The organism is Marinobacter zhejiangensis, assembly GCF_900114775.1.
Classification (GTDB): domain Bacteria; phylum Pseudomonadota; class Gammaproteobacteria; order Pseudomonadales; family Oleiphilaceae; genus Marinobacter; species Marinobacter zhejiangensis.
Window position 1 is genome coordinate 60,710 of the sequence record NZ_FOUE01000005.1, and the last position, 23,645, is coordinate 84,354.

At 57.2% G+C, this 23,645-nt stretch carries 20 protein-coding genes; 8 read left to right on the forward strand and 12 right to left on the reverse strand.

Going from position 1 to position 23,645, the window contains the following annotated elements; all coding sequences use genetic code 11:
• Window positions 1-23: 23 nt before the first annotated feature.
• The 7 genes from aroB to BMZ67_RS15260 form a co-directional block, all read right to left on the reverse strand.
• Window positions 24-1,118: a 3-dehydroquinate synthase gene (aroB, locus tag BMZ67_RS15230; protein ID WP_092024282.1), complete on the reverse strand. Its 1,095-nt coding sequence runs from the start codon at window positions 1,116-1,118 to the stop codon at window positions 24-26.
• On the reverse strand, window positions 1,111-1,677 hold the full coding sequence (gene aroK / locus BMZ67_RS15235; protein WP_092024284.1) for a shikimate kinase AroK: 567 nt from the start codon (window positions 1,675-1,677) through the stop codon (window positions 1,111-1,113). Before aroK ends, aroB begins: the two co-directional genes overlap by 8 nt.
• A gap of 125 nt (window positions 1,678-1,802) precedes the next feature.
• A complete protein-coding gene (locus tag BMZ67_RS15240; RefSeq protein WP_092025550.1) occupies window positions 1,803-3,845 on the reverse strand; it encodes a type IV pilus secretin PilQ in 2,043 nt (680 codons plus the stop codon).
• Between the two features lie 66 nt (window positions 3,846-3,911).
• Window positions 3,912-4,460, reverse strand: coding sequence for a pilus assembly protein PilP (locus BMZ67_RS15245; RefSeq protein WP_092024286.1), 549 nt, complete (start codon window positions 4,458-4,460; stop codon window positions 3,912-3,914).
• A 2-nt stretch (window positions 4,461-4,462) separates the two neighbouring features.
• Window positions 4,463-5,074 (reverse strand): type IV pilus inner membrane component PilO, encoded by a 612-nt coding sequence (locus tag BMZ67_RS15250; protein ID WP_092024287.1) that lies wholly within the window; start codon window positions 5,072-5,074, stop codon window positions 4,463-4,465.
• Window positions 5,071-5,637, reverse strand: a complete 567-nt coding sequence (locus BMZ67_RS15255; RefSeq protein WP_092024289.1) for a PilN domain-containing protein — start codon at window positions 5,635-5,637, stop codon at window positions 5,071-5,073. Before BMZ67_RS15255 ends, BMZ67_RS15250 begins: the two co-directional genes overlap by 4 nt.
• Window positions 5,637-6,701, reverse strand: coding sequence for a pilus assembly protein PilM (locus tag BMZ67_RS15260; RefSeq protein WP_092024292.1), 1,065 nt, complete (start codon window positions 6,699-6,701; stop codon window positions 5,637-5,639). The genes BMZ67_RS15255 and BMZ67_RS15260 overlap by 1 nt, the downstream gene beginning before the upstream one ends.
• 186 nt (window positions 6,702-6,887) lie before the next feature.
• Here BMZ67_RS15260 and BMZ67_RS15265 point away from each other — a divergent pair, with 186 nt between their 5' ends.
• On the forward strand, window positions 6,888-9,371 hold the full coding sequence (locus BMZ67_RS15265; RefSeq protein WP_092024294.1) for a penicillin-binding protein 1A: 2,484 nt from the start codon (window positions 6,888-6,890) through the stop codon (window positions 9,369-9,371).
• 79 nt (window positions 9,372-9,450) lie between these two features.
• On the opposite strand, the gene BMZ67_RS15270 is transcribed toward BMZ67_RS15265, so the two are convergent.
• Both BMZ67_RS15270 and rpmE read right to left on the reverse strand, forming a co-directional pair.
• A complete protein-coding gene (locus BMZ67_RS15270; RefSeq protein ID WP_092024296.1) occupies window positions 9,451-10,716 on the reverse strand; it encodes a malic enzyme-like NAD(P)-binding protein in 1,266 nt (421 codons plus the stop codon).
• Between the two features lie 305 nt (window positions 10,717-11,021).
• Window positions 11,022-11,243 (reverse strand): 50S ribosomal protein L31, encoded by a 222-nt coding sequence (gene rpmE, locus BMZ67_RS15275; protein WP_092024297.1) that lies wholly within the window; start codon window positions 11,241-11,243, stop codon window positions 11,022-11,024.
• Window positions 11,244-11,505: 262 nt separating this feature from the next.
• Between rpmE and BMZ67_RS15280 the strand changes: the two genes are divergently transcribed.
• From BMZ67_RS15280 to BMZ67_RS15305, 6 genes are all read left to right on the forward strand, one after another.
• On the forward strand, window positions 11,506-13,674 hold the full coding sequence (locus BMZ67_RS15280; protein ID WP_425434250.1) for a primosomal protein N': 2,169 nt from the start codon (window positions 11,506-11,508) through the stop codon (window positions 13,672-13,674).
• A 114-nt stretch (window positions 13,675-13,788) separates the two neighbouring features.
• Window positions 13,789-15,474 (forward strand): arginine--tRNA ligase, encoded by a 1,686-nt coding sequence (gene argS / locus BMZ67_RS15285; RefSeq protein WP_092024301.1) that lies wholly within the window; start codon window positions 13,789-13,791, stop codon window positions 15,472-15,474.
• A gap of 33 nt (window positions 15,475-15,507) precedes the next feature.
• Complete coding sequence (locus tag BMZ67_RS15290) at window positions 15,508-16,143, forward strand: SPOR domain-containing protein (protein WP_092024303.1); 636 nt, start codon at window positions 15,508-15,510, stop codon at window positions 16,141-16,143.
• A 143-nt stretch (window positions 16,144-16,286) separates the two neighbouring features.
• Window positions 16,287-16,817 (forward strand): ATP-dependent protease subunit HslV, encoded by a 531-nt coding sequence (hslV, locus tag BMZ67_RS15295; RefSeq protein ID WP_092024437.1) that lies wholly within the window; start codon window positions 16,287-16,289, stop codon window positions 16,815-16,817.
• Window positions 16,818-16,829: 12 nt separating this feature from the next.
• The gene (gene hslU, locus BMZ67_RS15300) at window positions 16,830-18,158 is read left to right on the forward strand and encodes an ATP-dependent protease ATPase subunit HslU (RefSeq protein ID WP_092024513.1); all 1,329 of its coding nucleotides are present in this window, start codon (window positions 16,830-16,832) and stop codon (window positions 18,156-18,158) included.
• Between the two features lie 54 nt (window positions 18,159-18,212).
• Window positions 18,213-18,572 carry a gamma-butyrobetaine hydroxylase family protein gene (locus tag BMZ67_RS15305; RefSeq protein WP_092024527.1) on the forward strand — a complete coding sequence of 120 codons (360 nt, stop codon included), beginning with the start codon at window positions 18,213-18,215 and terminating at the stop codon, window positions 18,570-18,572.
• 27 nt (window positions 18,573-18,599) lie between these two features.
• On the opposite strand, the gene BMZ67_RS15310 is transcribed toward BMZ67_RS15305, so the two are convergent.
• The 3 genes from BMZ67_RS15310 to BMZ67_RS15320 form a co-directional block, all read right to left on the reverse strand.
• The gene (locus tag BMZ67_RS15310) at window positions 18,600-19,841 is read right to left on the reverse strand and encodes a patatin-like phospholipase family protein (RefSeq protein WP_092024532.1); all 1,242 of its coding nucleotides are present in this window, start codon (window positions 19,839-19,841) and stop codon (window positions 18,600-18,602) included.
• 109 nt (window positions 19,842-19,950) lie between these two features.
• Window positions 19,951-22,257, reverse strand: a complete 2,307-nt coding sequence (gene ptsP / locus BMZ67_RS15315; protein ID WP_092024721.1) for a phosphoenolpyruvate--protein phosphotransferase — start codon at window positions 22,255-22,257, stop codon at window positions 19,951-19,953.
• A 23-nt stretch (window positions 22,258-22,280) separates the two neighbouring features.
• Window positions 22,281-22,805, reverse strand: coding sequence for an RNA pyrophosphohydrolase (locus tag BMZ67_RS15320; RefSeq protein ID WP_092025552.1), 525 nt, complete (start codon window positions 22,803-22,805; stop codon window positions 22,281-22,283).
• Between the two features lie 172 nt (window positions 22,806-22,977).
• On the opposite strand from BMZ67_RS15320, the gene BMZ67_RS15325 reads away from it, so the two are divergent.
• Window positions 22,978-23,634 (forward strand): histidinol-phosphatase, encoded by a 657-nt coding sequence (locus BMZ67_RS15325; RefSeq protein WP_092024934.1) that lies wholly within the window; start codon window positions 22,978-22,980, stop codon window positions 23,632-23,634.
• Window positions 23,635-23,645: the final 11 nt, after the last annotated feature.

Below are 23,645 nucleotides of genomic sequence, written 5' to 3' on the forward strand. Positions count from 1 at the left end.
TTCCAACACCGCCCGAATCACTACTAAGAGGACTGACAGAAATACTGCAAGGTTTCAGCCAATGCCGGTGAGCCCTCGTCTGACACAATAACTGCATCACCAAGTGCATCGAGGAGCACCAATCTCAAGGTGCCGTCGACATTTTTCTTGTCAACGGCCATCAACTGCCTGAAGTCATCGGGTTCCATCCCGGCTGGCACAGACTCTGGCAATCGCGCTTTCAAGATCAGCGCCCGAGCCCGGTCGCGGGACTCTTCATCAAGCCGGCCGAGCCTGACCGACAAGTCGGCCGCCATCAGCATGCCCGCCCCGACAGCCTCTCCATGCAACCAGGTACCATAACCGGCATAGGTCTCAATCGCATGACCAAAGGTATGCCCAAGATTCAGGATCGCCCGCAGACCACCTTCGCGCTCATCTTTTGCGACCACACCCGCTTTGCAGGCGCAGGAACGATAGATGGCTTCAGCCAGCGCATCGCCGTCCAGCGCAATCAGGCAGTCGATATTCTCTTCGAGCCAAGCCAGAAACCCGACATCCTGAATAAGCCCGTATTTGATCACTTCCGCCAGCCCCGCCGACACTTCCCGGTCAGGGAGTGTGCTCAGGGTATCCGTGTCGATCAGCACCACCTCTGGCTGGTGAAACGCCCCGATCATATTTTTTCCGAGCGGGTGATTGATCCCGGTTTTCCCTCCCACTGATGAGTCCACCTGGGACAACAGCGTGGTGGGGATCTGGATAAATCGCACGCCACGCTGATAGGATGCTGCAGCAAAGCCCGTCATATCGCCAACAACGCCACCACCCAAGGCTACCAAGGTGGTTTTGCGGGAATGCCGACGCTCCAGCAGCGCATCAAAGATCAGGTTCAGGGTCTGCCAATCCTTGTACTTTTCTCCATCGGGCAACACCACCGCATCGACCGTCTTACCAGGAAAACAAGCTTTTGCCGCCTCCAGATACAAGGGGGCCACCGTCTCATTGGAAACGATCATCACCTGCTCCCCAGCCACGTACGGAGTAAGATCTTCTCGCCCCAGCAACGATGGGCCAATCACTATGGGGTAGCTTCGCTCACCCAAATCAACACGAAGCTCCTGTCGAGGACTATGCATGGTCTCGGCCTTCCTTCCTTACCTTTCGCTTGTGGCGGGGGGTTTTGGGGTTCAGCCGGTTCATTACCTGGCGAACCACAAGCCTGGGGCTTTTCCTGTCGGTATGCATGACGATGTCGGCGAGCTGGCGATAGATGGGGTCCCGGACAGCAAAGAGGTTCCGCAAAACTGCCTCTGGGTCATCGTTTTGCAACAGTGGGCGATTACGGTCTTTACGGGTGCGTTCGACCTGCTGCTCAATGGAGGTGCGCAGGTAAACGATTTTGGCATCTTTGCGCAAATAGGCGTGGTTTTCAGACTTCATAACAGCCCCGCCTCCGGTGGCAACCACAGTTCCCTGGGTTTCCGCCAACTCAGCAAGCATGGCTGTTTCACGCTGACGAAAGCCGTCCTCCCCTTCCACATCAAAAATCCAGGGGATATTGGCGCCACAGCGCTCTTCGATCAAACGGTCTGAGTCCAGGAACTGGTATCCCAATTCGCGAGCCAGCAACCGGCCGATGGTGCTCTTTCCTGCCCCCATCGGGCCGACCAGAACCACTCTTTTGGGCAACGACATGTTATTAACTCTCACCTCACGTGGCGGCTGAGAATATCACAGGCCACAGGCAATCCGGTAACCGTCATTTTCGAGGCAAAAAAAAGCCGCCAGTTTCCCAGCGGCTTTCCAATCCCGCTCCTTGATCAGTCGATCAGGTCGCCTTCAAAGATCTTGGGCGTGATGAAGATAAGCAGCTCGCTACGCTCATCAATTCGGGTATTTTTGGTAAACAGCGCGCCGAGGTATGGTATGTCACCCAGGAACGGCGTTTTGACGGTGGTGGTTGCGGTCTCTGACTGGAAGATTCCGCCCAGAACAACCGTCTCACCATTACGCACCAGCACCTGCGTGGTTACTTCGTTGGTGTTGATGCTCGGTACACCCGCGGTTTCCTGACCACGAGAGTCCTGATTTACCGTCAGATCCATGATGATCTTGTCATCCGGAGTAATCTGCGGAGTCACTTCCAGCGACAGCGCGGCCTCTTTGAAGGACACAGAGGTTGCACCGCTGGAGGACGCTTCCTGGTAAGGAATCTCTTCACCGGACTTAATCTTGGCTGTCTGGCGATCCGCCGTCACCACTTTCGGTTGAGCCACAATTTCCGCCTGACCGTCGCTTTCAAAGGCAGAGAGTTCCATATCTATCAGGAAGTCCGTACCAATGTAGCCAAAGGCAATGGAGGAGGTATTACTGCGAGTCACACCGAGATCTACGTTCAGATCGGTCGGCAGCCCAACCAAGGCACTACCAAGCCCACCACGGGAACCGCCCACAACAATATTGTTGTCACCGCCATTGGCATTGCCGCGGCCTTCGATGCCCCACTCAATCCCGATCTCTTCAGCCAGGTCAGTCTGCGCACGAACAATTCGGGCCTCGATCAGTACCTGACGAACCGGAACGTCCCAAGTGCTCACCAAGCGGCGAATCTCATCCAGCTTCTCGGCGCTTTCGCGAACACTGATGGTGTTGGTACGTACATCGGAGGAAATGAACCCCCGCTCGGAAATCAGCTCTGCATCCGCCTGAATCAGCGACACGATGTCTGCAGCTTTCGCATAGTTCACCTGGATGATATCCAGACGAACCGGCGCCAGCTCAGCAATCTGCTTATTGGTTTCAAGCTCGAGCTTTTCCCGCGCGGCGATTTCATCGGCCGGGGCAACCAGCAATACATTGCCAATCTGGCGCTTATCCAGCCCTTTGGTCTTCAGAATCAGGTCCAGCGCTTGGTCCCAAGGCACATTTTGCAGTCGCAGCGTGATGCTGCCGCCTACGGTGTCACTGGCCACCAGGTTCAGGCCGGTAAAGTCAGCGATCAACTGCAGAACTGAGCGAACTTCAATATCCTGGAAGTTCAGGGACAGCTTCTCACCGGTGTACGGGAACTTGTCTTCAAGGCGAGACTCAGCCTCTTCCTCAGTCAGACGCTCAACGCTGACAGTGAATTGGCTACCAGACTGGAACGCGATGTAATCGTAGTTTCCTTCCGGACGAATCTCGACCACCGCATTCCCACCTTCCATGAAGGTATCAATCCGGGTAACCGGGGTCGCAAAATCCGTAACGTCCAAGCGCCGACGCAGCTCCTGGGGAACCGTCGCGCCATCCAGAACCAGGCGAATCTTGCCCGCGGACTCGGAAAGGTCGATAGACTGGCTCGCATCACCCAGTTCAACAATCACACGCCCTTCACCTTCACCACCGCGACGGAAATCGATACCGGCCAGGCCAGAGGAGCGCGCAGGCGGAGACGTTCGCATCGGAGCTTGGCTTTGGTTCGACGCCGCCGCACCGGCCCCGCTCTCAGCGCCGATCACCATGACAATGGAGTCGCCGGTACGGGTTGTCGTATAGGGCTGCAGCTCGGCCAGGTTAAAAATCAGGCGGGTACGATCATCCGCCTCAACCACAGTCATGCTTTGGGTATTCCCATTACCCAGGGGCACGCTGCGGCTGTCCAGGCCACTTTGGGTATCCCGCAGATCAACAGCGATTCGTGCAGGTCGTTCGATGGTATAACCGGTGGGCTCAGGGGGCTGCCCATCAAACTTGAGTGTTACCTCAGTCCGGTCTCCTGGCAGCGATGAAAATGACACGTCCTCCAGCGTGACCGCGTGGGCCAGGCCTGACAACAATCCCATAGCTACCGCGCCGACGTATACATTGAGTTTTCTGAACATCGCTAGCCTCGACCCTAACCTGTTATTTTCATGCATTTTTTCTTCATTGTTCATCTTTGCCGCTCCTTAGCCTTCTTCCTCGTCCAAAGACAAGGAGCGAGGCCTCTCAACCCAGCCTCCCCGGCCATTGGGAACAATTTCGATCAGTTCAATACGGCTATCATTAACGCCAATGATCCGACCATAGTTGGTCCCCATATAGTTGCCAGCCCGAACTCGGTGGATGCCACCGTCACTGTCGGCGACCAAACCAAAGAGATCTCCGCCAGTGCCTCGCAGGGTTCCAACCATCTTCAGCTCGGTCAACCCATAGTTCTCAAGCACTTCCTTGGGGCGATCGAGGTTCGGCTCCACATTGCTTTCAGGAACCTGATCCACCATGGTCAGCTGAACCTCAATGGGAACCTCGAACGGCGAACGTCGGTCCGCCGCAGAGTAGCTGAACGCCTCATAGGCTTTAAACTCAGGAAGCGGTTCTACATGGCCCCGGGGCTTAGACCGGGTCTCTGCCATATACTGATCCAAGTCGGAAAAGCCTTCTCCCTGGGAGCAAGCCGTCAGCAGTGACGCCATACACACACCCAGCCAGGCCAAACCCGCACGCTGTCTTGCCATGCTTACTCTCCTGCCCGGTAGCGGTAGGTACGAGCAACGACAGACATGCCTAGCTCCTCACTGCTTCCGCTGATTGGTTTAATGGTTAGGTCGTGCAGTGTCACGATTCGCGGCAGCGCTGCAATACTGCTCACAAACGACGCCAATTCGTGATAAGTCCCGACAACCTGAATATTGATCGGCAGTTCCGCGTAAAAATCCCGCTTCTGCTCCGGTTGTAAGGCCACCTTCTGCAGCGATAAACCGCTACCCAAAGCGGTGTTGGTAATGTCCTCCAACAATCCGGGAACCTCAGTATCACTGGGCAACTGCTGAACTAGCGCGGCAAAGGTTTCTTCCATTTCCGCCATTTGGCTCTTGAACACAGCCAAGTTTGCTACCTGATAGGCCTTGCTCTCGTACTGCTGCTTCAGAGTCTGCTCTTCCGCCTGGACCCGCTCCAGGCGGCCAAACTGGTCTTTCACGAAGAACCAGTAACCACCGCCCAGAATTAACCCAAAAATGAGCAGGATAACGATGAACTTGACTGGCGCAGGCCAGATGCCGGCGTTATTGATATCAAGATCATTGATATCAAATTCATTCAGACTTTTCAGGGAGTCCGCGAGGCTCATTGGTTACCCTCCTCTTCGGGCTCTGGGGTCTTCTGGGTAACAGACAGGTTGAACTGACTGTATCCCGCCCTGGCCTGATCTGCTGCGGCCACATTGGTCAGATTGGGGTTGGTGAACCAATCGGAGTTATCAAACTGGCGCATCAACCCGGAAATCCGGCTGTTTGACTCGGCCATACCGACGATCTGGAGCTGGTCTCCGGTTCGCTTCAAGTCCATGTAATACAAGCCATCCGGCAATGTTCGGACGAGCTCGTCAAATACCCGGACAATGATCGGTCGCTTGCCCTGTAGGTCCTGAATAACCCGCATCCGCGCCAGCAGCTCATCACGCTTACGCTTGAGGCTTTCGATTTCACGAATTTGCTCGTCCAGCTGTTTCATGGCCGTCTGTAGGTAGGCATTTCTGGATTCCTGATAGGCAATCCGGTTATCCATATCTGTCTTCCACAGAAACGCCAAGCCTGCTGCAAGGACAGCCGCCCCGAGAATCATGACAACAAACTGCTGTTGCTTCTCTGCCCGCAACTCCTCGCGCCAGGGTCTGAGGTTAATCTTTGCCATCAGTCAAAGCTCCTCATCGCCAGTCCACACGCAATCATCAGCGCAGGAGCGTCGTTGCCCAACGCCGATGCATTTACCCTGGAGCCCACCGCCATATCGGCAAACGGGTTCGCAATCAGGGTTGGAGTGTTCGTCTTTTCCTCAACCATTTCAGGAAGCCCTTGAATCGACGCCGTACCACCGGCCAGCACGACGTAGTCGACCGCGTTGTACTGACTGGCTCCGAAGAAGAACTGCAATGCCCTGGCCACCTGCTGAACCACCGCTTCACGGAATGGTGTCAGCACCTCTGACTCGTAGTCGTCCGGCAGACCACCCTGCTTCTTGGCCAGCCCAGCCTCTTCAAGAGACAAGCCGTACCGACGCTGGATTTCTTCCGTCAGCTGCTTGCCGCCGAAAATCTGTTCCCGGGTGTAAACGGTCTGACCGTCGGCCAAAACGCTCAACGTGGTCATGGTCGCGCCGACATCGACAATGGCAACCACCAGTTCTTCGCCCTGGGACTCAAGTTGTGATTCGATCAGACTGTATGCACGTTCCAGCGCATAAGCTTCGACATCAACAACCTTTGCGGCCAGACCGGCAATTTCGAGAGCGTCCTCGCGGATATCGACGTTTTCCTTACGGCACGCCGCCAGCAAAACCTCGACCTGATCTGGATTGCTTTCAGATGGCCCCTGGACCTCAAAGTCAATCGCAACTTCGTCGAGGGGATAGGGAATGTATTGATCGGCTTCCAAGGTGATCTGGTCTTCCATCTCAAACTCGTTGAGACCGCCATTCATCTGGATAGCCTTGGTAATGACTGCGGAACCGGATACAGCAACGGCAGCCTGCTTCAGGCTGGTGCGGGATTTGGCAGCCACCTTTTTAAGCGCCTCGCCAACAGCTTCCACGTCCGTGATGTTCTTCTCTACGACAGCGTTTGCCGGCAAAGGCTCAACAGCATAACTGTCAACCTTATATCGGTTCCCCTGTTTCGAGAGTTCTAGCAATTTAACTGAGCTGGAGCTGATATCCACCCCCAGCACCGCACTGGATTTTTTTCCAAACAATCCGAACACGCGCCCACCCTATACCTGGTTACATGCACCCGGTTATGTGTTTTTTATTTAAGAGAATTTCTGCAGCTTTCCGTCTACAATGCCATCTCCTCATCATTGAGGGGCATTGTAGCGGCGAAGAGGACAACCTCTTCCTAAAGCAATTTCTCAAATGATAGACCTATATCCAACAGTTGTCAGAAAAAAATGTCCCGAATACTCAGAACCTCACACATCCTCGCGTGGCTTTTTCTAACCGGCACCAGTCTCGCCGCTATCCTTATTGCGAGCTTCTATCTGTACCTTCGCCCTGGCCTGCCTTCGGTTGAGCAACTGACGGACATCAAACTGCAGACCCCGTTGAGGGTCTACAGCGCGGACAACAGATTAATAGCAGAATTCGGTGAAAAGAGAAGGGCACCTATCACAATCGAACAGATCCCAACAATTCAGTTACATGCCTACCTGGCGGCCGAAGACGCCAACTTTTACGAGCATGTAGGGGTTGATTTTAAAGGCCTGCTGCGGGCTGCCATCGAATTGGTCACCACCGGTCACATCCAATCCGGGGGCAGTACCATCACCATGCAGGTTGCAAAAAATTACTTTCTGTCACGCGACAGAACGTTTATTCGTAAGTTCAACGAGATACTGCTGGCTATTCAGATTGAACGTGAACTTGAGAAAAACCAGATTCTTGAGCTCTACCTGAACAAGATCTATTTGGGCAACCGGGCCTACGGTATCCAGGCTGCCGCCCAAGTTTATTACAACCGGGACGTCAGCGAACTCAGCCTCGCACAAATGGCGATGCTGGCAGGCCTGCCAAAGGCCCCCTCGGCCTTCAATCCGCTAGCCAACCCAGAGCGAGCACTGATCCGCCGCAACTGGATTCTTGGCCGAATGAAAGAGCTTGGCTACATCAACGACGACGCCTATCGCCTCGCATCAGCCGCCCCCCTAACAGCGCAGTACAACGCCCCCGACACGCAAGTTGATGCCGACTATGTGGCCGAAATGGCCAGGGCTGATATGGTCCAACGCTTCGGCGAGGCTGCCTACACCGACGGCTACTCTGTCACCCTGACGGTTAACAGCCGCAACCAACAGGCTGCAACCACCGCTCTTCGCCATGGCATAGAGGCCTACGACTACCGCCATGGTTTCCGCGGCGCCATTGGCCGCATCACCGAGCTCCAGCGCCCCGAAGATGAACTGGTCCGGGAACTGAACATCTACCCTCGGATCGAGGAACTCTACCCCGCGGTTGTCCAGACGGTGTCGGATGAAAATAACAACGTCGAGCTTTTGGCTCGCAGCCTGGGCAACGTTCAGCTGAACATGGCTGACATGACATGGGCTCGCGAACACCGCACCGAGAATTATATGGGCCCCGAACCCCAAAAGCCGTCGGATGTGCTCTCCGCAGGCGATGTGGTTTACGTCACCCCCAAACAAATTGAGACCAACAGCGAGCCCGATACCGCCGACGAACAAGAGAACGCGGGCCAACCGCCACGCGCCTCCCAGGTTATACTCGCACAACTACCTAACGTTCAGGGCGCACTCATTTCCCTAAACGCTAAAAGCGGCGCCATCGAAGCACTCGCCGGCGGCTACAGTTTCAGTCAGTCGAAGTACAACCGAGCCATCCAAGCCAGCCGCCAGCCTGGCTCAACATTCAAACCGTTCCTGTACTTGGCCGCCCTTGAGCGGGGACTGACCCCCGCCACCGTCTTTAACGATGCCCCCATCGTGTTTGACGACTCGGAGCTTGAAACCGCTTGGCGCCCAGAGAATTCATCTGGCCAATTCTACGGCCCGACCCGCCTGAGGGAGGCACTCTATCGATCACGAAACCTGGTCTCCATCCGGTTACTCAGGGATATTGGACTGCAGCACACCTTCAATTACATCGAAGCCCTAGGCATCCCAACGGACAATATGCAACGCGACCTGTCCCTGGCGCTGGGCAGCGGCCTGCTGACCCCCATGGACGTAGCCCGCGGTTTTGCCGTTATCGCCAACGGTGGTTATGATGTCCAGCCCTACTTGATCCAGGAAATCAGGGACAGCAACAACCAGGTCGTTTACGAGGCACCTTCGGTCATCCTCTGCGAGCGCCGTTGCCAACTGGATGAATTCCCCCCCTCAGCCGGAGACGCCGCCAACATCCGGACCGCACGCCGACTGGCCGATGAACGCTCCGTCTACCTTCTGCACTCCATGCTGCGGGATGTCGTCCGCCGGGGCACCGGTCGCCGGGCCTTGGCGCTTGGGCGCAACGATATCGGCGGAAAAACCGGCACAACCAACGAACAAAGGGATACCTGGTTCAGCGGGTTCAACCATGACATGGCCACCACCGCCTGGATAGGTTTTGATCAGCCCAACCCCTTGGGCCGCAGTGAATACGGCGCCACTACTGCACTACCAGTATGGCTGGAGTACATGACCATAGCCCTTGAAGGCAAGCCTGCCGCCTTCATGCCCCAGCCCAACGGACTGGTGAGCGTACGCATCGACCCAACAACCGGGCAAAGGGCAAGACCCGGCCAGGAAGGCGCTATCTTTGAGATGTTCAAGGAAGAGAACGCACCAGCCCCCCTCGCCCCCACCGCCAACACCAATGGCAACGGGCTAGGCACTGACGGCGACGATGCAACCAGCCTTCCTCAAGAACTGTTCTGAGCCGGCAACAAACCTGAATCTCAGACATAAAAAAACCGGCGGTAATCACCGCCGGTTTTTTTATTCCCCAAACACTGGATTACTTGATGTCTTCCAGGCTTTTCAGCGGGTAATGCGCAGGGTACGGGTTGCGAGCAACGCCGGAATCCACCGCAGCACGGGCAACCGCCGCAGGAACGACTTCAAGCAGACGAACATCAAGAGGCTTCGGAATGATGTATTCCTTTCCGTACTCCAGGCTGTCAACGTCATAGGCGTCACAAACATCCTTGGGCACCGGCTCTTTAGCCAGTTCCGCAATCGCGTGAACGGCTGCGACCTTCATTTCCTCGTTGATCGTAGTGGCACGAACGTCCAGGGCGCCACGGAAGATGAACGGGAAGCCAAGTACGTTGTTCACCTGGTTAGGGTAGTCGGAACGACCGGTCGCCATAATAAGATCATCACGGGCAGCCAGAGCCACTTCCGGGCTAATCTCAGGATCCGGGTTGGAGCAGGCGAACACGATCGGATTAGGCGCCATCGTCTTCAGCTGCTCTGCAGTCAGCAGATCAGGACCAGACAGGCCAACAAAAACATCGGCACCGTCAATGGCATCATCCAGCGTGCGCTTGTCAGTATCGTTAGCGAACATAGCCTTGTACTGATTCAGGTCGTCACGACCAGAGTGGATCACACCCTTACGGTCCAGCATGTAGATGTTCTCGGACAGCACACCACAGCTAACCAGCAGTTTCATGCAGGCAATCGCAGCTGCGCCAGCGCCCAGGCAGACGACTTTGGCCTCTTCAACTTTCTTGCCCTGCAGTTCGAGGGCATTGATCATGCCCGCGGCAGTAACAATTGCAGTACCGTGCTGGTCGTCGTGGAAGACCGGGATGCTGCACTTCTCAATCAACGCACGCTCAATCTCAAAGCACTCAGGCGCCTTGATGTCTTCCAGGTTAATGCCACCAAAGGTATCAGCGATGCGCTCCACAGTCTCAATGAAGGCCTGCGGGCTTTCGGAGTTCACTTCGATATCGAAAACGTCGATACCAGCAAAACGCTTGAACAGTACGCCCTTGCCTTCCATTACCGGCTTGCTCGCCAGGGGGCCAAGATTCCCCAGACCAAGGATCGCAGTACCGTCAGAGATAACCGCTACCAGGTTGCCCTTGGCGGTATATTTGTATGCATTCTCCGGGTCTTTTGCGATCTCGCGGACCGGTTCGGCAACCCCGGGGCTGTACGCCAGAGAAAGATCGCGAGACGTCTGGGTAGCCTTAGAGATTTCAACACTAATTTTACCTGGCCGCGGGGAGGCGTGATATTCAAGGGCTGCTGTTTTCAGATCTTGAGACATTGCCACTGTTCCGTTTGTCACGTTAAAAGGAAGGAGTACGTTGTACTGACCACCCCAGAAAAACACAAGCTACTGTTAATTCTGAAGAAAACGGCATCCTAACACCGGGTCACGAATACTCTCTCTAAATCGCCGCTGAGTCCTCACCCAGCGGAGCGCGCCATTATGGCGCGAAGGTTCAGCTCAAACAAGGCCTGCTGAGCAACAAATGATCAACCGCAATACGTAGATCCCACCTTCCACCGGAACATCAGGCATAAAAAAAGCGCCTCGAAAGGCGCTTTTCATTACAGCCAGATTTCAGATCAGGCTTTCTTGCCACCGATGCGGCCACCGAAACGCTTCTGGAAGCGGTCGATACGGCCACCGGTATCCATAACTTTCTGCTTACCGGTGTAGAACGGGTGACACTGGGAACATACGTCCAGCTGCAGATCCTGAGCGATGGTGGAACGAGTTTTGATCACGTTGCCACAGCTGCAGGTCGCGGTGATGTCTTCGTACTTCGGATGGATACCTTCTTTCATGGCGAACCCCTTAAGGTAATGCCGCTACCTGATCGCGGGATAGTTTATCTATCCAGGCGCCAGGCACCGCATTTGAATCATATAAAAAGACCATGCACAATCGTGCCCGGCCATCAACAGATCGCGAATATTACTTGCATCTACACTGTATAGCAAGTAGTCAAGCCCACGTCGAGGACGATCAGATGACCTCCGTCGTAGGCACTTTCCGCACCCTGCTCTCGCGATGGGCAGACCGACCTTAACCCAGCCTGGAGTCGCAGTGACAAGCAATGTTCGCATCGCCCTGAACCGCCCACTGCGCCGGCTGTTCGATTACCAGGTTCCAGACGACCTTCAACTGGCGCCAGGACAACGGGTCCGCATCCCCTTTGGTCGACAGTCTGCCGTTGGCCTTGTGGTGGAAACCGGAACACCAACACCGGACAACTTCACCCTCAAAAACGTCAACGAGGCCCTGGAGGCCTGGCCGGTTCTGCCGGAAGAAACCCTGCAATTACTGAGATGGGCAGCCCGCTACTACCAGCACCCGCTAGGCGAGTGCCTGTTCATGGCACTGCCCCCTGCGCTTCGCCGCGGCCGCGCAGCTGAGCTAAAAACGGAACCCAGCTGGCAGGTAGCCGGTGAGCTGGACGCCATTCCCGCTCGCGCCCGCCGCCAAAGAGAGCTCTGGCAATGGCTCAGCGCGCAGGCATCCGCTCAGCCGACAAAATCAATCCTGGACCGGGGCTTCAGCCGTGCCCAGCTAAATGCACTCAGGGACGCCGGGTTAGTCACACAAGGTGACCAATCTCCGGTCAGCGAAAGCCCTCAGCCAGAGCTTGCTCCCCTGCCCCCACTGACAGCGCACCAGCAGGAGGCGTTCCAGGCACTCCCGCCCCCAGAATCCGGCTTTACCACGACACTGCTATTCGGCATCACCGGCAGTGGCAAAACCGAAGTTTATTTACACTACCTGGAAAAACACTTGGCGGACGAGGGCCAGGCCTTGGTTCTGGTCCCCGAAATCAACCTGACCCCCCAAACCGTCGCCCGCTTCCGACGCTACTTCGGCAACAGGATCGCAGTCTGGCATTCCGCCCTAAACGATTCCGAGCGACTTGAAACCTGGCTCCGCATCCGTAACGGCGAACCGGTTATTCTCATTGGCACCCGCTCTGCTGCCCTGCTTCCCTTTACCCGACTGTCCACCCTGGTGGTGGACGAAGAGCATGACAGCTCGTACAAACAGGGCGAAGGGTTCCGTTATTCCGGCCGGGACCTGGCGATCTACCGTGCCCAGTTAAACCAATGCCCGATCATTCTCGGTTCCGCCACGCCCTCCCTGGAGTCTGTTCATAATGCACAGACCGGCAGATACGGGCTGGTCAAGCTCGAACAACGAGCGGGACAAGCCAAGCCGCCGGCCATTCAGCTGATGGATGTCCGCAGCCGCCCGCTGGAAGGCGGTCTGTCACGCCCAGCCCTGATGGCAATCCGGCAATGCCTGGACGCTGGCCAACAGGCCCTGGTCTTCGTCAATCGACGCGGCTATGCCCCGGTGATGATGTGCTTTGACTGCGGGCACACCATGGAGTGCCCACGCTGCGACACTCGCCTGACCTATCACCGTCGCGACCGCGCGATGCGCTGTCACCACTGTGACTACCAAACTGCAGCTACCGACCACTGCCCCAGCTGCCAAAGTGAGGCATTCAAACCCATCGGCCAGGGCACCGAACGCACCGAAGACGTTCTCAGCGAACAGTTTCCCAACACGCCGGTGATCCGGGTAGATCGCGACAGTACGCAACGCAAAGGCAGCATCCAGGGACTTCTGGAACGGGTCAACAGTGGCGCGCCCTGCATCCTAGTCGGCACCCAGATGCTCGCCAAGGGGCACGATTTTGCCAACGTGACCCTGGTAATCGTCGTCAATGCCGATGGCGGTCTGTTCAGTGTGGATTTCCGCGCGCCCGAACAACTCATCCAAACGCTGATACAAGTGAGCGGCCGGGCCGGGCGAGGCAAGTTGGCGGGACGGGTTATCGTACAGACCTGTCACAGTGATCACCCGTTGCTCAACGCACTCTGCAAAGGACAGTATCTCCCGATTGCCGGACAGATGCTCGCAGAGCGGGAAGCCTCCCATTTGCCACCATTCCAGGCCATGGCAATTCTACGGGCGGAAGCAGGCACGATGGAGGCCAGCCTCCGTTTTCTGGAACACGCCCGAAACATGGCTCCAGCCGCCCAGCTGGATATCTGGGGGCCACTGCCAGCTGTTATCGCCAGGCGCGCCGACCGACACCGCGCCCAGCTTGTGCTGTTGAGCCCGACTCGCGCACAGCTTGCCCGAACCCTCAGCCAGCTCACGCTGACACTGGACCAACAGCGGCAACCCCCGGGCCTGCGCTGGCAGGTTGATGTCGACCCCCTGGAAACCGGCTAGCGCCAACCGGTCTCGCGCATTGAGAATCCACCGCCTTTCCGCGATAATAGCCCCCTTAACCTCGGGTGCCTTCAGCACCACCTCCAAACCCCACTGACCGAATCATCCGACAGCATGAAAGAGATTGTTACCGAACTGCTCCAGTCCGCCCTGGCGACCCTGCAATCCGAGGGCACATTGCCTGCCGACATGGCCTTCGCGCCCCAGGTTGGCAATACCAAGGACAAAGCCCACGGCGATTACGCCTGTAACATCGCACTGGTCGCCGCCAAGGCCGCCGGCTGCCCGCCCCGCCAACTGGCGGAAATGCTGATCGACCGACTGCCCGCCAGCAGCGCAGTGGACAAGGTGGACATTGCCGGCCCAGGTTTCATCAACTTTTTCATGAGCACGTCCAGCGCCTTTGAAATTGTTGCGACCATCCTTGACCAGGGGCACGGGTTCGGACGCAATGAGAGCGGCAAGGGTGAGTCAGTCCAGGTCGAATTTGTATCCGCCAATCCGACTGGCCCACTTCATGTAGGTCATGGCCGGGGCGCCGCCATCGGCGACTGCCTGTGCCGGCTATTGGATGCCAACGGCTACAAAGTCACTCGGGAGTTTTACTACAACGACGCCGGCGCCCAGATCAACAACCTGACCTTGTCTGTGCAAGCTCGGGCCAAGAACCTGACACCAGACCATGAAAGCTGGCCTGAAGATGGCTACCGCGGCGACTACATCATCGATGTGGCCAACGCCTACCTGGCCGGAGAAACTGTCACTGCGGATGACCGTGAAGTCACCGGTAAAGGTGATCCGGAAGACCAGGACGCCATCCGCGACTTCGCTGTGGCCTACCTGCGCCGCGAACAGGACCTTGACCTCAAGGCCTTTGGCGTAGAGTTCGACGTGTATTTCCTTGAGTCTTCCCTCTATGCCGACGGGAAGGTCGAGGCAACAGTCGAGCGCCTGAAAGAAAACGGCTTTACCTACGAGAAAGACGGTGCCATGTGGCTCATGACCACCGAATTTGGCGACGATAAAGACCGGGTCATGCGCAAGAAGGACGGTGGTTACACCTACTTCCTGCCGGACGTGGCTTATCATCTCGACAAATGGCAGCGCGGCTTTACGACGGTCATCAACGAGCAAGGTGCCGACCATCACTCCACCGTAACCCGGGTACGCGCTGGGCTACAGGCCCTGGAGAGCGGCATTCCCAAGGGCTGGCCAGACTACGTGCTGCATCAGATGGTCATGGTGACCCGCTCCGGCCAGGAAGTGAAGATTTCCAAGCGCGCCGGCAGTTACGTGACCCTGCGCGACCTTATCGACGAAGTTGGCCGGGATGCTACCCGCTTCTTTCTCGCAGCCCGCCGTGTGGACTCCCAGTTGACCTTTGATATCGACCTGGCGCGCTCGCAGACCAATGAAAACCCGGTTTACTACATTCAGTATGCACATGCCCGTATCTGCAGCGTACTGCGCAAGCTGGCTGACGAAGGCATTGCCCGGAACCGGAGTGAATGTCAGGGCGACCTTTCGCTGCTGACACTGGATGAGGAAAAGGACCTGGCCAACCAGCTCGCCCGATACCCCGAGCTGATCGCCAATGCCGCGTCTCAACGGGAGCCGCACCACCTGACCCATTACCTTCGCGAACTGGCAGGGCAATTCCACACCTACTACAACGCGCACAAGGTTCTGGTCGAGGATCAGGCCATCCGCGACGCCCGCATCAGCCTGTATCTGGCGGTTCGGCAGGTTATTGTCAACGGCCTGGATCTCCTGGGAGTCAGCGCCCCCGAAGAGATGTAAACCGGCGCAGCAAAGCCACAGAGATCTCCCCGCATGCCGAGAGATTACGCAAAAAGAAGTCGACCGGCCGGTGCTGCCAGCACCCGCTCCAAGGCTCCGGGCGCCAAGCGCCCGGCAAAGCCGGCCGCCTCACCGTCACACCGCCAGTCCGGAGGCCTTTCCGTGCGTTGGATCCTGTCCCTGGCCGCCGTTGGCGGCTTTATCGGGTTTATCCTGTATCTGAACACCATCAACCCTCAGCAGGTTCGCCCCACGGTTGCCACCCCAGCACCAGCCCCCGTGGCAACGGCGCCGTCAACCAACACGACTGCGCCCCCAGCCCAACCCCAGGAACAGCAGGGGTTCCGGTTTTATGAGATGCTTCCGGATTCCGAAGTGATTCCGTCGGATGTGGACGAATACACCCCCTCCCCATCCCAGCAGCAATACAATTACGTGGTACAAACCGGGTCGTTCCGGAACTCTACCGACGCTGAGCGCCAGCGGGCTCAGATTGCCTTTCAGGGGCTTCGCGCCCAGGTCAGCCGGATCGACCTGGACAGCGGCTCGACCTGGTACCGTGTCAACGTGGGCCCATTCACCTCCCGCAGCCAGATGAACTCCGCCGTTGACAAGCTGGTCTCCATCAACATCCAGCCACTGGTGCGCAAGATCCCCAGGGAAGGCTAGCGAAAGACCCGCTTAACTAAACTTTTTTCACCCCCTGGCCTTCGCTGCCACCTTGAAAACCGGGGCAGCGCCTCCATTACACCCAGACACGCTAGGGAGCCACCACACCGCTCCCCAACCTATCTCGGGCAATTGGAGCCAACATGACTACGATTCTTTCCGTGCGACGCGACGACGAGGTCGCCATGGGTGGCGACGGCCAGGTCTCTCTGGGCAACACCGTCATGAAAGGAAACGCACGCAAGGTTCGGCGCCTCTACAACGGCCAGGTGCTTGCCGGGTTTGCTGGCGGAACCGCCGATGCCTTCACCCTTTTTGAACGCTTCGAAGCCCAGCTTGAAAAGCACCAGGGCAACCTCACCAGGGCGGCGGTCGAGCTTGCCAAAGACTGGCGCACCGACCGGGCCCTGCGCCGACTCGAAGCACTGCTGGCGGTAGCGGACAAAACCGCGTCATTGATCATTACCGGTAACGGTGATGTCATCGAGCCGGAAAACGGCCTGATCGCAATTGGCTCTGGAGGCCCGTTTGCCCAGGCCGCGGGCCGCGCACTCCAGGAAAACACCGAGCTCAGCGCTCACGAGATTGTCGAAAAGGGTCTCGATATCGCCGCCGATATCTGCATCTACACCAACCACAATCGCACCCTTGAAGTGCTGTCCAAAAACGACTGACCCGGAGCCACCATGTCTGCAATGACTCCCCGAGAAATTGTCCACGAACTCAATAAACACATCGTTGGTCAGGGTGAAGCCAAACGCGCGGTCGCCATTGCCCTGCGTAATCGCTGGCGCCGCATGCAGCTCGACAGCACCCTGCGCGATGAAATCACACCCAAGAACATTCTGATGATTGGCCCGACCGGAGTGGGCAAGACAGAAATTGCCCGTCGCCTGGCAAAGCTGGCAGACGCCCCCTTCCTCAAGGTTGAAGCAACCAAGTTTACCGAAGTGGGATATGTTGGCCGGGACGTCGAATCGATCATTCGCGACCTGGTGGACATGGCGGTCAAAATGATCCGCGAACAGGACATGAAGCGACACGAAAACCGTGCCCTCGACGCAGCCGAAGACCGCATCCTTGACGCTTTGCTGCCACCCGCCCGCGGGTTTGACGATGATGGCCGCAATACCCAGGACTCCAGTACCCGCCAGATGTTCCGCAAGAAGCTGCGGGAAGGCGAGCTGGATGACAAGGAAATCGAGATTGAACTCAGCAGCGCTGGCCCTGGGGTGGAAATCATGGCCCCTCCCGGTATGGAGGAAATGACCTCTCAACTGCAGAACATGTTCTCTAACCTGTCGTCAGAGCGCCGCAAGACCCGCAAGATGAAGGTCGCCGACGCCATGCGCCGCGCCAAGGACGAAGAAGCCGCCAAGCTCGTCAACGAAGAGGAGCTCAAACAGAAAGCCATTCAGGCCGTCGAGCAGAATGGCATCGTGTTCATCGACGAGATTGATAAAGTTGCCAAGCGTTCGGAAAACGCCTCCACCGACGTATCCCGTGAAGGGGTACAACGGGACCTGTTGCCACTGATCGAAGGCAGCACCGTGAGCACCAAGTTTGGCTCGGTCCGGACCGATCATATCCTGTTCATTGCCTCGGGCGCGTTTCACTTGGCCAAGCCCTCCGACCTGATTCCGGAACTCCAGGGCCGACTGCCGATCCGGGTGGAACTGCAAGCGCTCAGCCCGGACGATTTCAAGCGCATCCTGACCGAACCTGATGCATCACTTGTCCAGCAGTACCAGGCACTGCTGTCCACTGAAGGCGTCCAATTGACCTTCAGTGACGATGCCATCGCCCGTATCGCGGAAGTAGCCTGGAAAGTAAATGAGAGCACGGAGAACATCGGTGCCCGCCGCCTGCATACGGTGCTTGAACGCCTGCTGGAAAGCTTGTCGTTCGATGCCGGCGATAAAGTGAACGAGCAGTTTGAGATCACTGCGGCTTATGTTGATGAAAAGCTTGGGGAGCTGTCGGAAGACGAAGACCTGAGCCGCTATATCCTCTAAGTCCTTATAGCCAACCCCGCCCTTGGGCGGGGTGCACTGCCAACGGGTCACACCATGACGGAACAACGCCCCACCAACATCCAGATCCGCAAGCAAAGCCGCCTGGTCCATCTCGATTATGCTGATGGCCAGAGTTTCGAGCTGCCCTTCGAGTTGCTCCGGGTGTACTCCCCTTCCGCCGAGGTTCGCGGCCATGGCAATGGACCCGGTACCCTGCAAACGGGCAAGCGCGACGTTTTGGTCACCGGTGCGGAGATGATTGGCAACTATGCCCTCAAGTTGACGTTTAGCGACGGTCACGACTCCGGGCTCTACACCTGGAGCTATCTCAGGGAACTGGGAGAAAAAGCCCCGGAGTTCTGGCAACAGTACCTCACCAGACTGGAGCAGGAAGGTGGCTCCAGGGAACCCTGAAGCCATTTTCAAAGCCTTAACCCGGCCTTACAAGGCTTTCTGAATCATCTCAGTCACACCATTGAGACTCGCCCCCAGACGTCCCTTTTGCGCCTTTCTGCGGTCTCGCGCAACATAGAGCGGAAGCATCTCGCCGTACAGACTGGTGCTGATGGTACGCTGTTCATCCTCCAGCCGATCGCGACGAAGGCGAATACCATAGCGCAACAGCCTCGGCTCCAGCTCGTCCGCACGATTCAGCAAATCCCTCCGGGTCATCTGATAGGCGTGCTCACACACCATCCGTCGAGTCTGGAAGCTGAACACACTGGAGAAGAACAACTTGGCATCATCCCGGGTCGGCTCAAACAACAGCAGGTCCTTATCCGGGTAATCACGGGAATACTGGGCAATGCCCGCCTGCATCCGGGAATAGACCATGGTGCGGAAGGTCTGGGACAACAGGTTGGGCATACCAGAGTGGGTCAAGGTTCCCGGAGACATGGTTCCGGCCCGTACCGCAGCGCTGGCATCAATGGGCACCTGGGGGTTCACCGCGAACACCAAGTCGGCACCATCCTCAAACGCCACCGACGCATGCAGGGCCTTACGCAAAGTGCCATCCACGTAGTAGCGGCCATCAATATTAACGGGCACGTAAATCCCCGGAGCTGATGTACTGGCCTGGATCGCTTTGGAAATGGGCACATGATCAAAGCCAGGCGCACCAAAGCAAACCGGCTCAGAGCTTTCCACATCCGTTGCAACGATGTAGAGACTGCGTTTCAACTGGCGAAAATCGTTCGCCCGCCCCAGCATGGTGAAGGCCCGCTTCAGGTAATCGTGTAGCCCTTCATTATCGAACAGCCCCGCCGGCGCAGCCTGGGCGAGGATCGTCAGGGCCTCCAGCAGGCTCTGGTCATAGGGGTTATTGACGAACCGGGACAAGGCCGTTGTGACCAGCTTTGGTACTGACAACAAACGGCTGCCGAACTCCCGCAGTGCCGGACGATAAAACACCTCCGGGTGGAACGGATGCACTTCCGCTTCATTGCGGACAAAGATCCGACATAGCTGAGCCGTTGTGACCTGGTTTGCCAGGTTGGCAGCAACAAACGACCCGGCATTGACCCCAACGTACACATCGACGTCATTGAAATCGAGCCCATCAAGCGCCTCATCCAGAGCCCGCAGGGCACCAATTTCGTATATACCGCCGAGCGGCCCGCCCCCGCCAAGGGCCAAACCAATTCGAGGTCTCGGCTTAATCTCTGTATGGGTTGCTGCCATCGTTGTTTTTCCAAACATTGAACACGGGGTCGCCCTAATCTAGCAGTCCATTTTAGAGTACTCACCCTACAAATAGGCCAAACGCCATGCTTGGCGGGCCCATAGGGGTCTAGGCCGACGTCTTTTCCTGCCTCATTGCTGCCGAACTTTTGCCCGGCCGAAGGTAGCGTCCAAAGCCCGCGCTTCGCAGCGACAGGTCAACGCAGCTCTTGATGACATGAGGAGAGTCGAGTAGCAGAACATCTTCCAGCAATTGCGCCGCCCACTCGCGGCTCAGACTCCGCAAGACCGATTTAACCTTGGGCAGGCTCGCGGCGTTCATTGAGAGCGCGTCATAGCCCATCGCCATGAGCAGCACCGCGCCACCGGGGTCGCCGGCCAGCTCACCACAAATGCTCACGGGCTTACCAACCGCATGGGCATCCTGGGCAATCCGCACCAACGCTTGCAACACAGCCGGGTGATAGGAGTGGTACAACTGGGCAACCCGGGGATTATTCCGGTCCACCGCCAGCAGGTATTGGGTCAGGTCGTTGGAACCCACCGACAAGAAATCTACACGGTCCGCCAGTTCGCGGACCTGATAGACCGCAGCGGGAATCTCGACCATCACCCCCACTTTCGGCATATGGATGTCGTAGCCTTCTTCGCGCACCTCGTGGTAAACGCGGTAAATCAGGTGCAAGGACTCTTCCACTTCTGAGATGTTGCTGACCATCGGCAGCATGATCTGCAGGTTATTCAGGCCCTCACTGGCCTTGAGCATCGCCCGTACCTGAACCAGGAAGATCTCCGGGTGATCAAGCGTTACCCGAATCCCCCGCCACCCCAGAAACGGGTTCTCTTCCTGGATCGGGAAGTAAGTCAGCGCCTTATCGCCCCCAATATCCAGGGTTCGCATGGTCACCGGGTTGGGGGCAAAGGCCTCCAGCTGTTCGCGATAATACTCGCGCTGCTCCTGCTCCGAGGGGAAGCGATCCTTGATCATGAAGGGCACTTCCGTCCGGTAGAGCCCAATGCCCTCCGCGCCGTGACTGAGGGAACGAACCACATCCGTCATCAAGCCGGTGTTGACCAGCAACGACACCCGATGACCGTCAGTGGTTTCGCAGGGTTTATCCCGCAGCGCTTCCAATCCCTTGACCAGTTCATCTTCTTCGTTGCAGATGTCCTGGTAAAAGGTCCTCAGTTCTTGCGAGGGCGAGGCGTAGATCTGCCCTTCAAAGCCATCAACGATGACTTCACGGCCTTCCAGCTGGTTCACCGGGATATCCACCAGCCCCATCACCGTCGGCACACCCATCGCCCGAGCGAGGATCGCCACATGGGAGTTCCCGGAGCCCCTCACCGACACCAGCCCCGCCAACTGTTCCCGGGGTACTTCACCGAGCATGGCTGGCGTAAGCTCTTCGCTGACAAGCACGGTATTCTGCGGGTAGGTGCGATCCTGCTGATCCCCTTCCTGCAGGTGCGACAACAGACGCCGGCCAAGATCCCGGATATCGACAGCACGCTCTCGCAGGTAAAGATCATCCATCATTTCAAAATGACGGACATACTGTTGCACAACTTGCTTCAACGCCCCCTGCGCCCACTGGCCATCGCGTATTCGGGTCACCACTTCGCCCGGTAACGCATCGTCCCCCAGCATTCGCAGGTATACATCAAACAGGGCCTGCTCTTCAGGCCTCAACTGACTGGCCAGTCGCTCAGCTACCTGGCCGATTTCTTCCCGAACCGCGGAGACGGCGTCACCGAACAGGGCAAGTTCCGGCTCGATATCTTCAACCTGCTTCTCGGGAACGGCATCCAGATCAGCGGCCGGGTAAACCACCACCCCTTCACCAATGGCCACACCCTGGGCTCCGGCAACACCACTGAAACACACATCTTTTGCGCGTTCGCCGGTCAAAGACAAACCACTGATGGCGCCCGTTGCTTCGCTGTGAGCGATCACCCCCGCCAACTGGGCGGAGACGGTAACCAGAAACGCTTCCTCACCCTCATCAAAGCAGCGGGCATTTTCACGCTCCTGAACCACCAGTACGCCGAGTACCCGGCGGTGGTGAATAATCGGAACACCAAGAAATGATCGGAAGCGCTCTTCGCCCGTTTCGGGAAAATAGCGGTAGCGGGGGTGGGACGGGGCGTCTTCCAGATTGATCGGCTCCTCCCGGGAGCCCACCAGGCCGATCAGGCCTTCGGAATACCCCAGACTGACCTTGCCCACCGCTTCGCGGTAGAGACCTTCGGTCGCCATAAGGATGTAACGGTTGCTGTCCGGGTCCAGCAGATAGACCGAGCAGACTTCTGTTTCCATGGCGGACTGTACCCGGGACACAATAATCCCCAGTGCCTCCGGAAGATCATGGGCACTGTTGACCTCCTGTACCAGGTTGCGCAGTACATTGAGCATCGCCACGGTTCAGTCCATCGCCTCTATTGATTTTTGACGCGGGGCACCAGCTCCCCCCGGTGCCGCTGTTCCATACTTCGAAACAGCCTGGGAGCCAACTCCCGCAACGCTCGCCGATAAACTTCCCGTTTAAAGGAAACCACCTGGCCAAGGGGATACCAGTAACTCACCCATTGCCAGCCGTCGAATTCCGGCGAATCCGTACCATCCACACATACCTGTGCGTCTGGTGAAAGCATCCTCAGCAGGAACCATTTCTGTTTCTGCCCCACACACACGGGATGCGAGTTGTGTCGCACCATCCGTCGGGGAAGGCGATAACGCAGCCAGCCCCGGGTGCAGCTGATGATTTCCACATCAGTCGCCCCAAGCCCAACCTCTTCCTTCAGCTCCCGGTACAGCGCCTCTTCAGGGGATTCGTTGGTTTTGATCCCGCCCTGAGGAAACTGCCAGGAGTCCTGGCCTATTCGCCTTGCCCAGAGGACCTGCCCCCGGTGGTTGGTTAAAATGATTCCGACGTTGGGCCTGAAACCATCCGAGTCGATCACGGCACAGCCCTCTAATTTTGTAACTACTGATTTTTCAGCAGATTCCTGTCGGTAAAAATTGTCCAAGTTGGCTTCATTTTTACAGAAAGACCATGTTTCGGCAAACAGGCTGTCGCATTCGCGGCGTGGTAGACTTAGCGCTTCCAAAATTTCGGCAAAGAAGGAGCCGCTGGTGACACTTGCAATATTTGACCTCGACAACACACTTCTGGCTGGCGACAGCGATCATGCCTGGGGTGAATTCCTGGTAGAGGAAGGCATTGTCGATGCAGAGCACTATCGCAAGGCCAACGACCAGTTTTACCAGGAGTACCTGAATGGCGAGCTCGACATTCACCGGTACCTGAGTTTTTCTCTGGAACCCTTGACCCAGCACGATACCGCCCAGCTGCATCAGTGGCGCCAGCAGTTTGTCGAACGCAAGATTCTTCCGATGATGCAACGCAAAGCGACTGATCTGCTAGCACGGCACCGGGACGAAGGGCATACCCTGATGATCATTACGGCGACCAACCGCTTCGTCACCGAGCCAGTTGCGGCACTGCTGGGTATCGAGCACCTGATCGCCACGGACCCTGAGCAGGTTGAGGGACGCTATACCGGCCGGGTTAGCGGAACCCCTTCGTTCCAGGAAGGCAAGGTTACCCGGCTTGAGGAGTGGCTGGCCGACAACGACGCTGACCTTGAGGGCGCCTGGTTCTACAGTGATTCCCATAATGATGTGCCGCTGTTGCGGCAGGTCAGCAACCCCGTTGCCGTAGACCCAGACCCTACCTTGCAGCACCTGGCTCAACAGGAAGGCTGGACCATCATTTCTCTGCGCGACTGAACCCGGGCTGC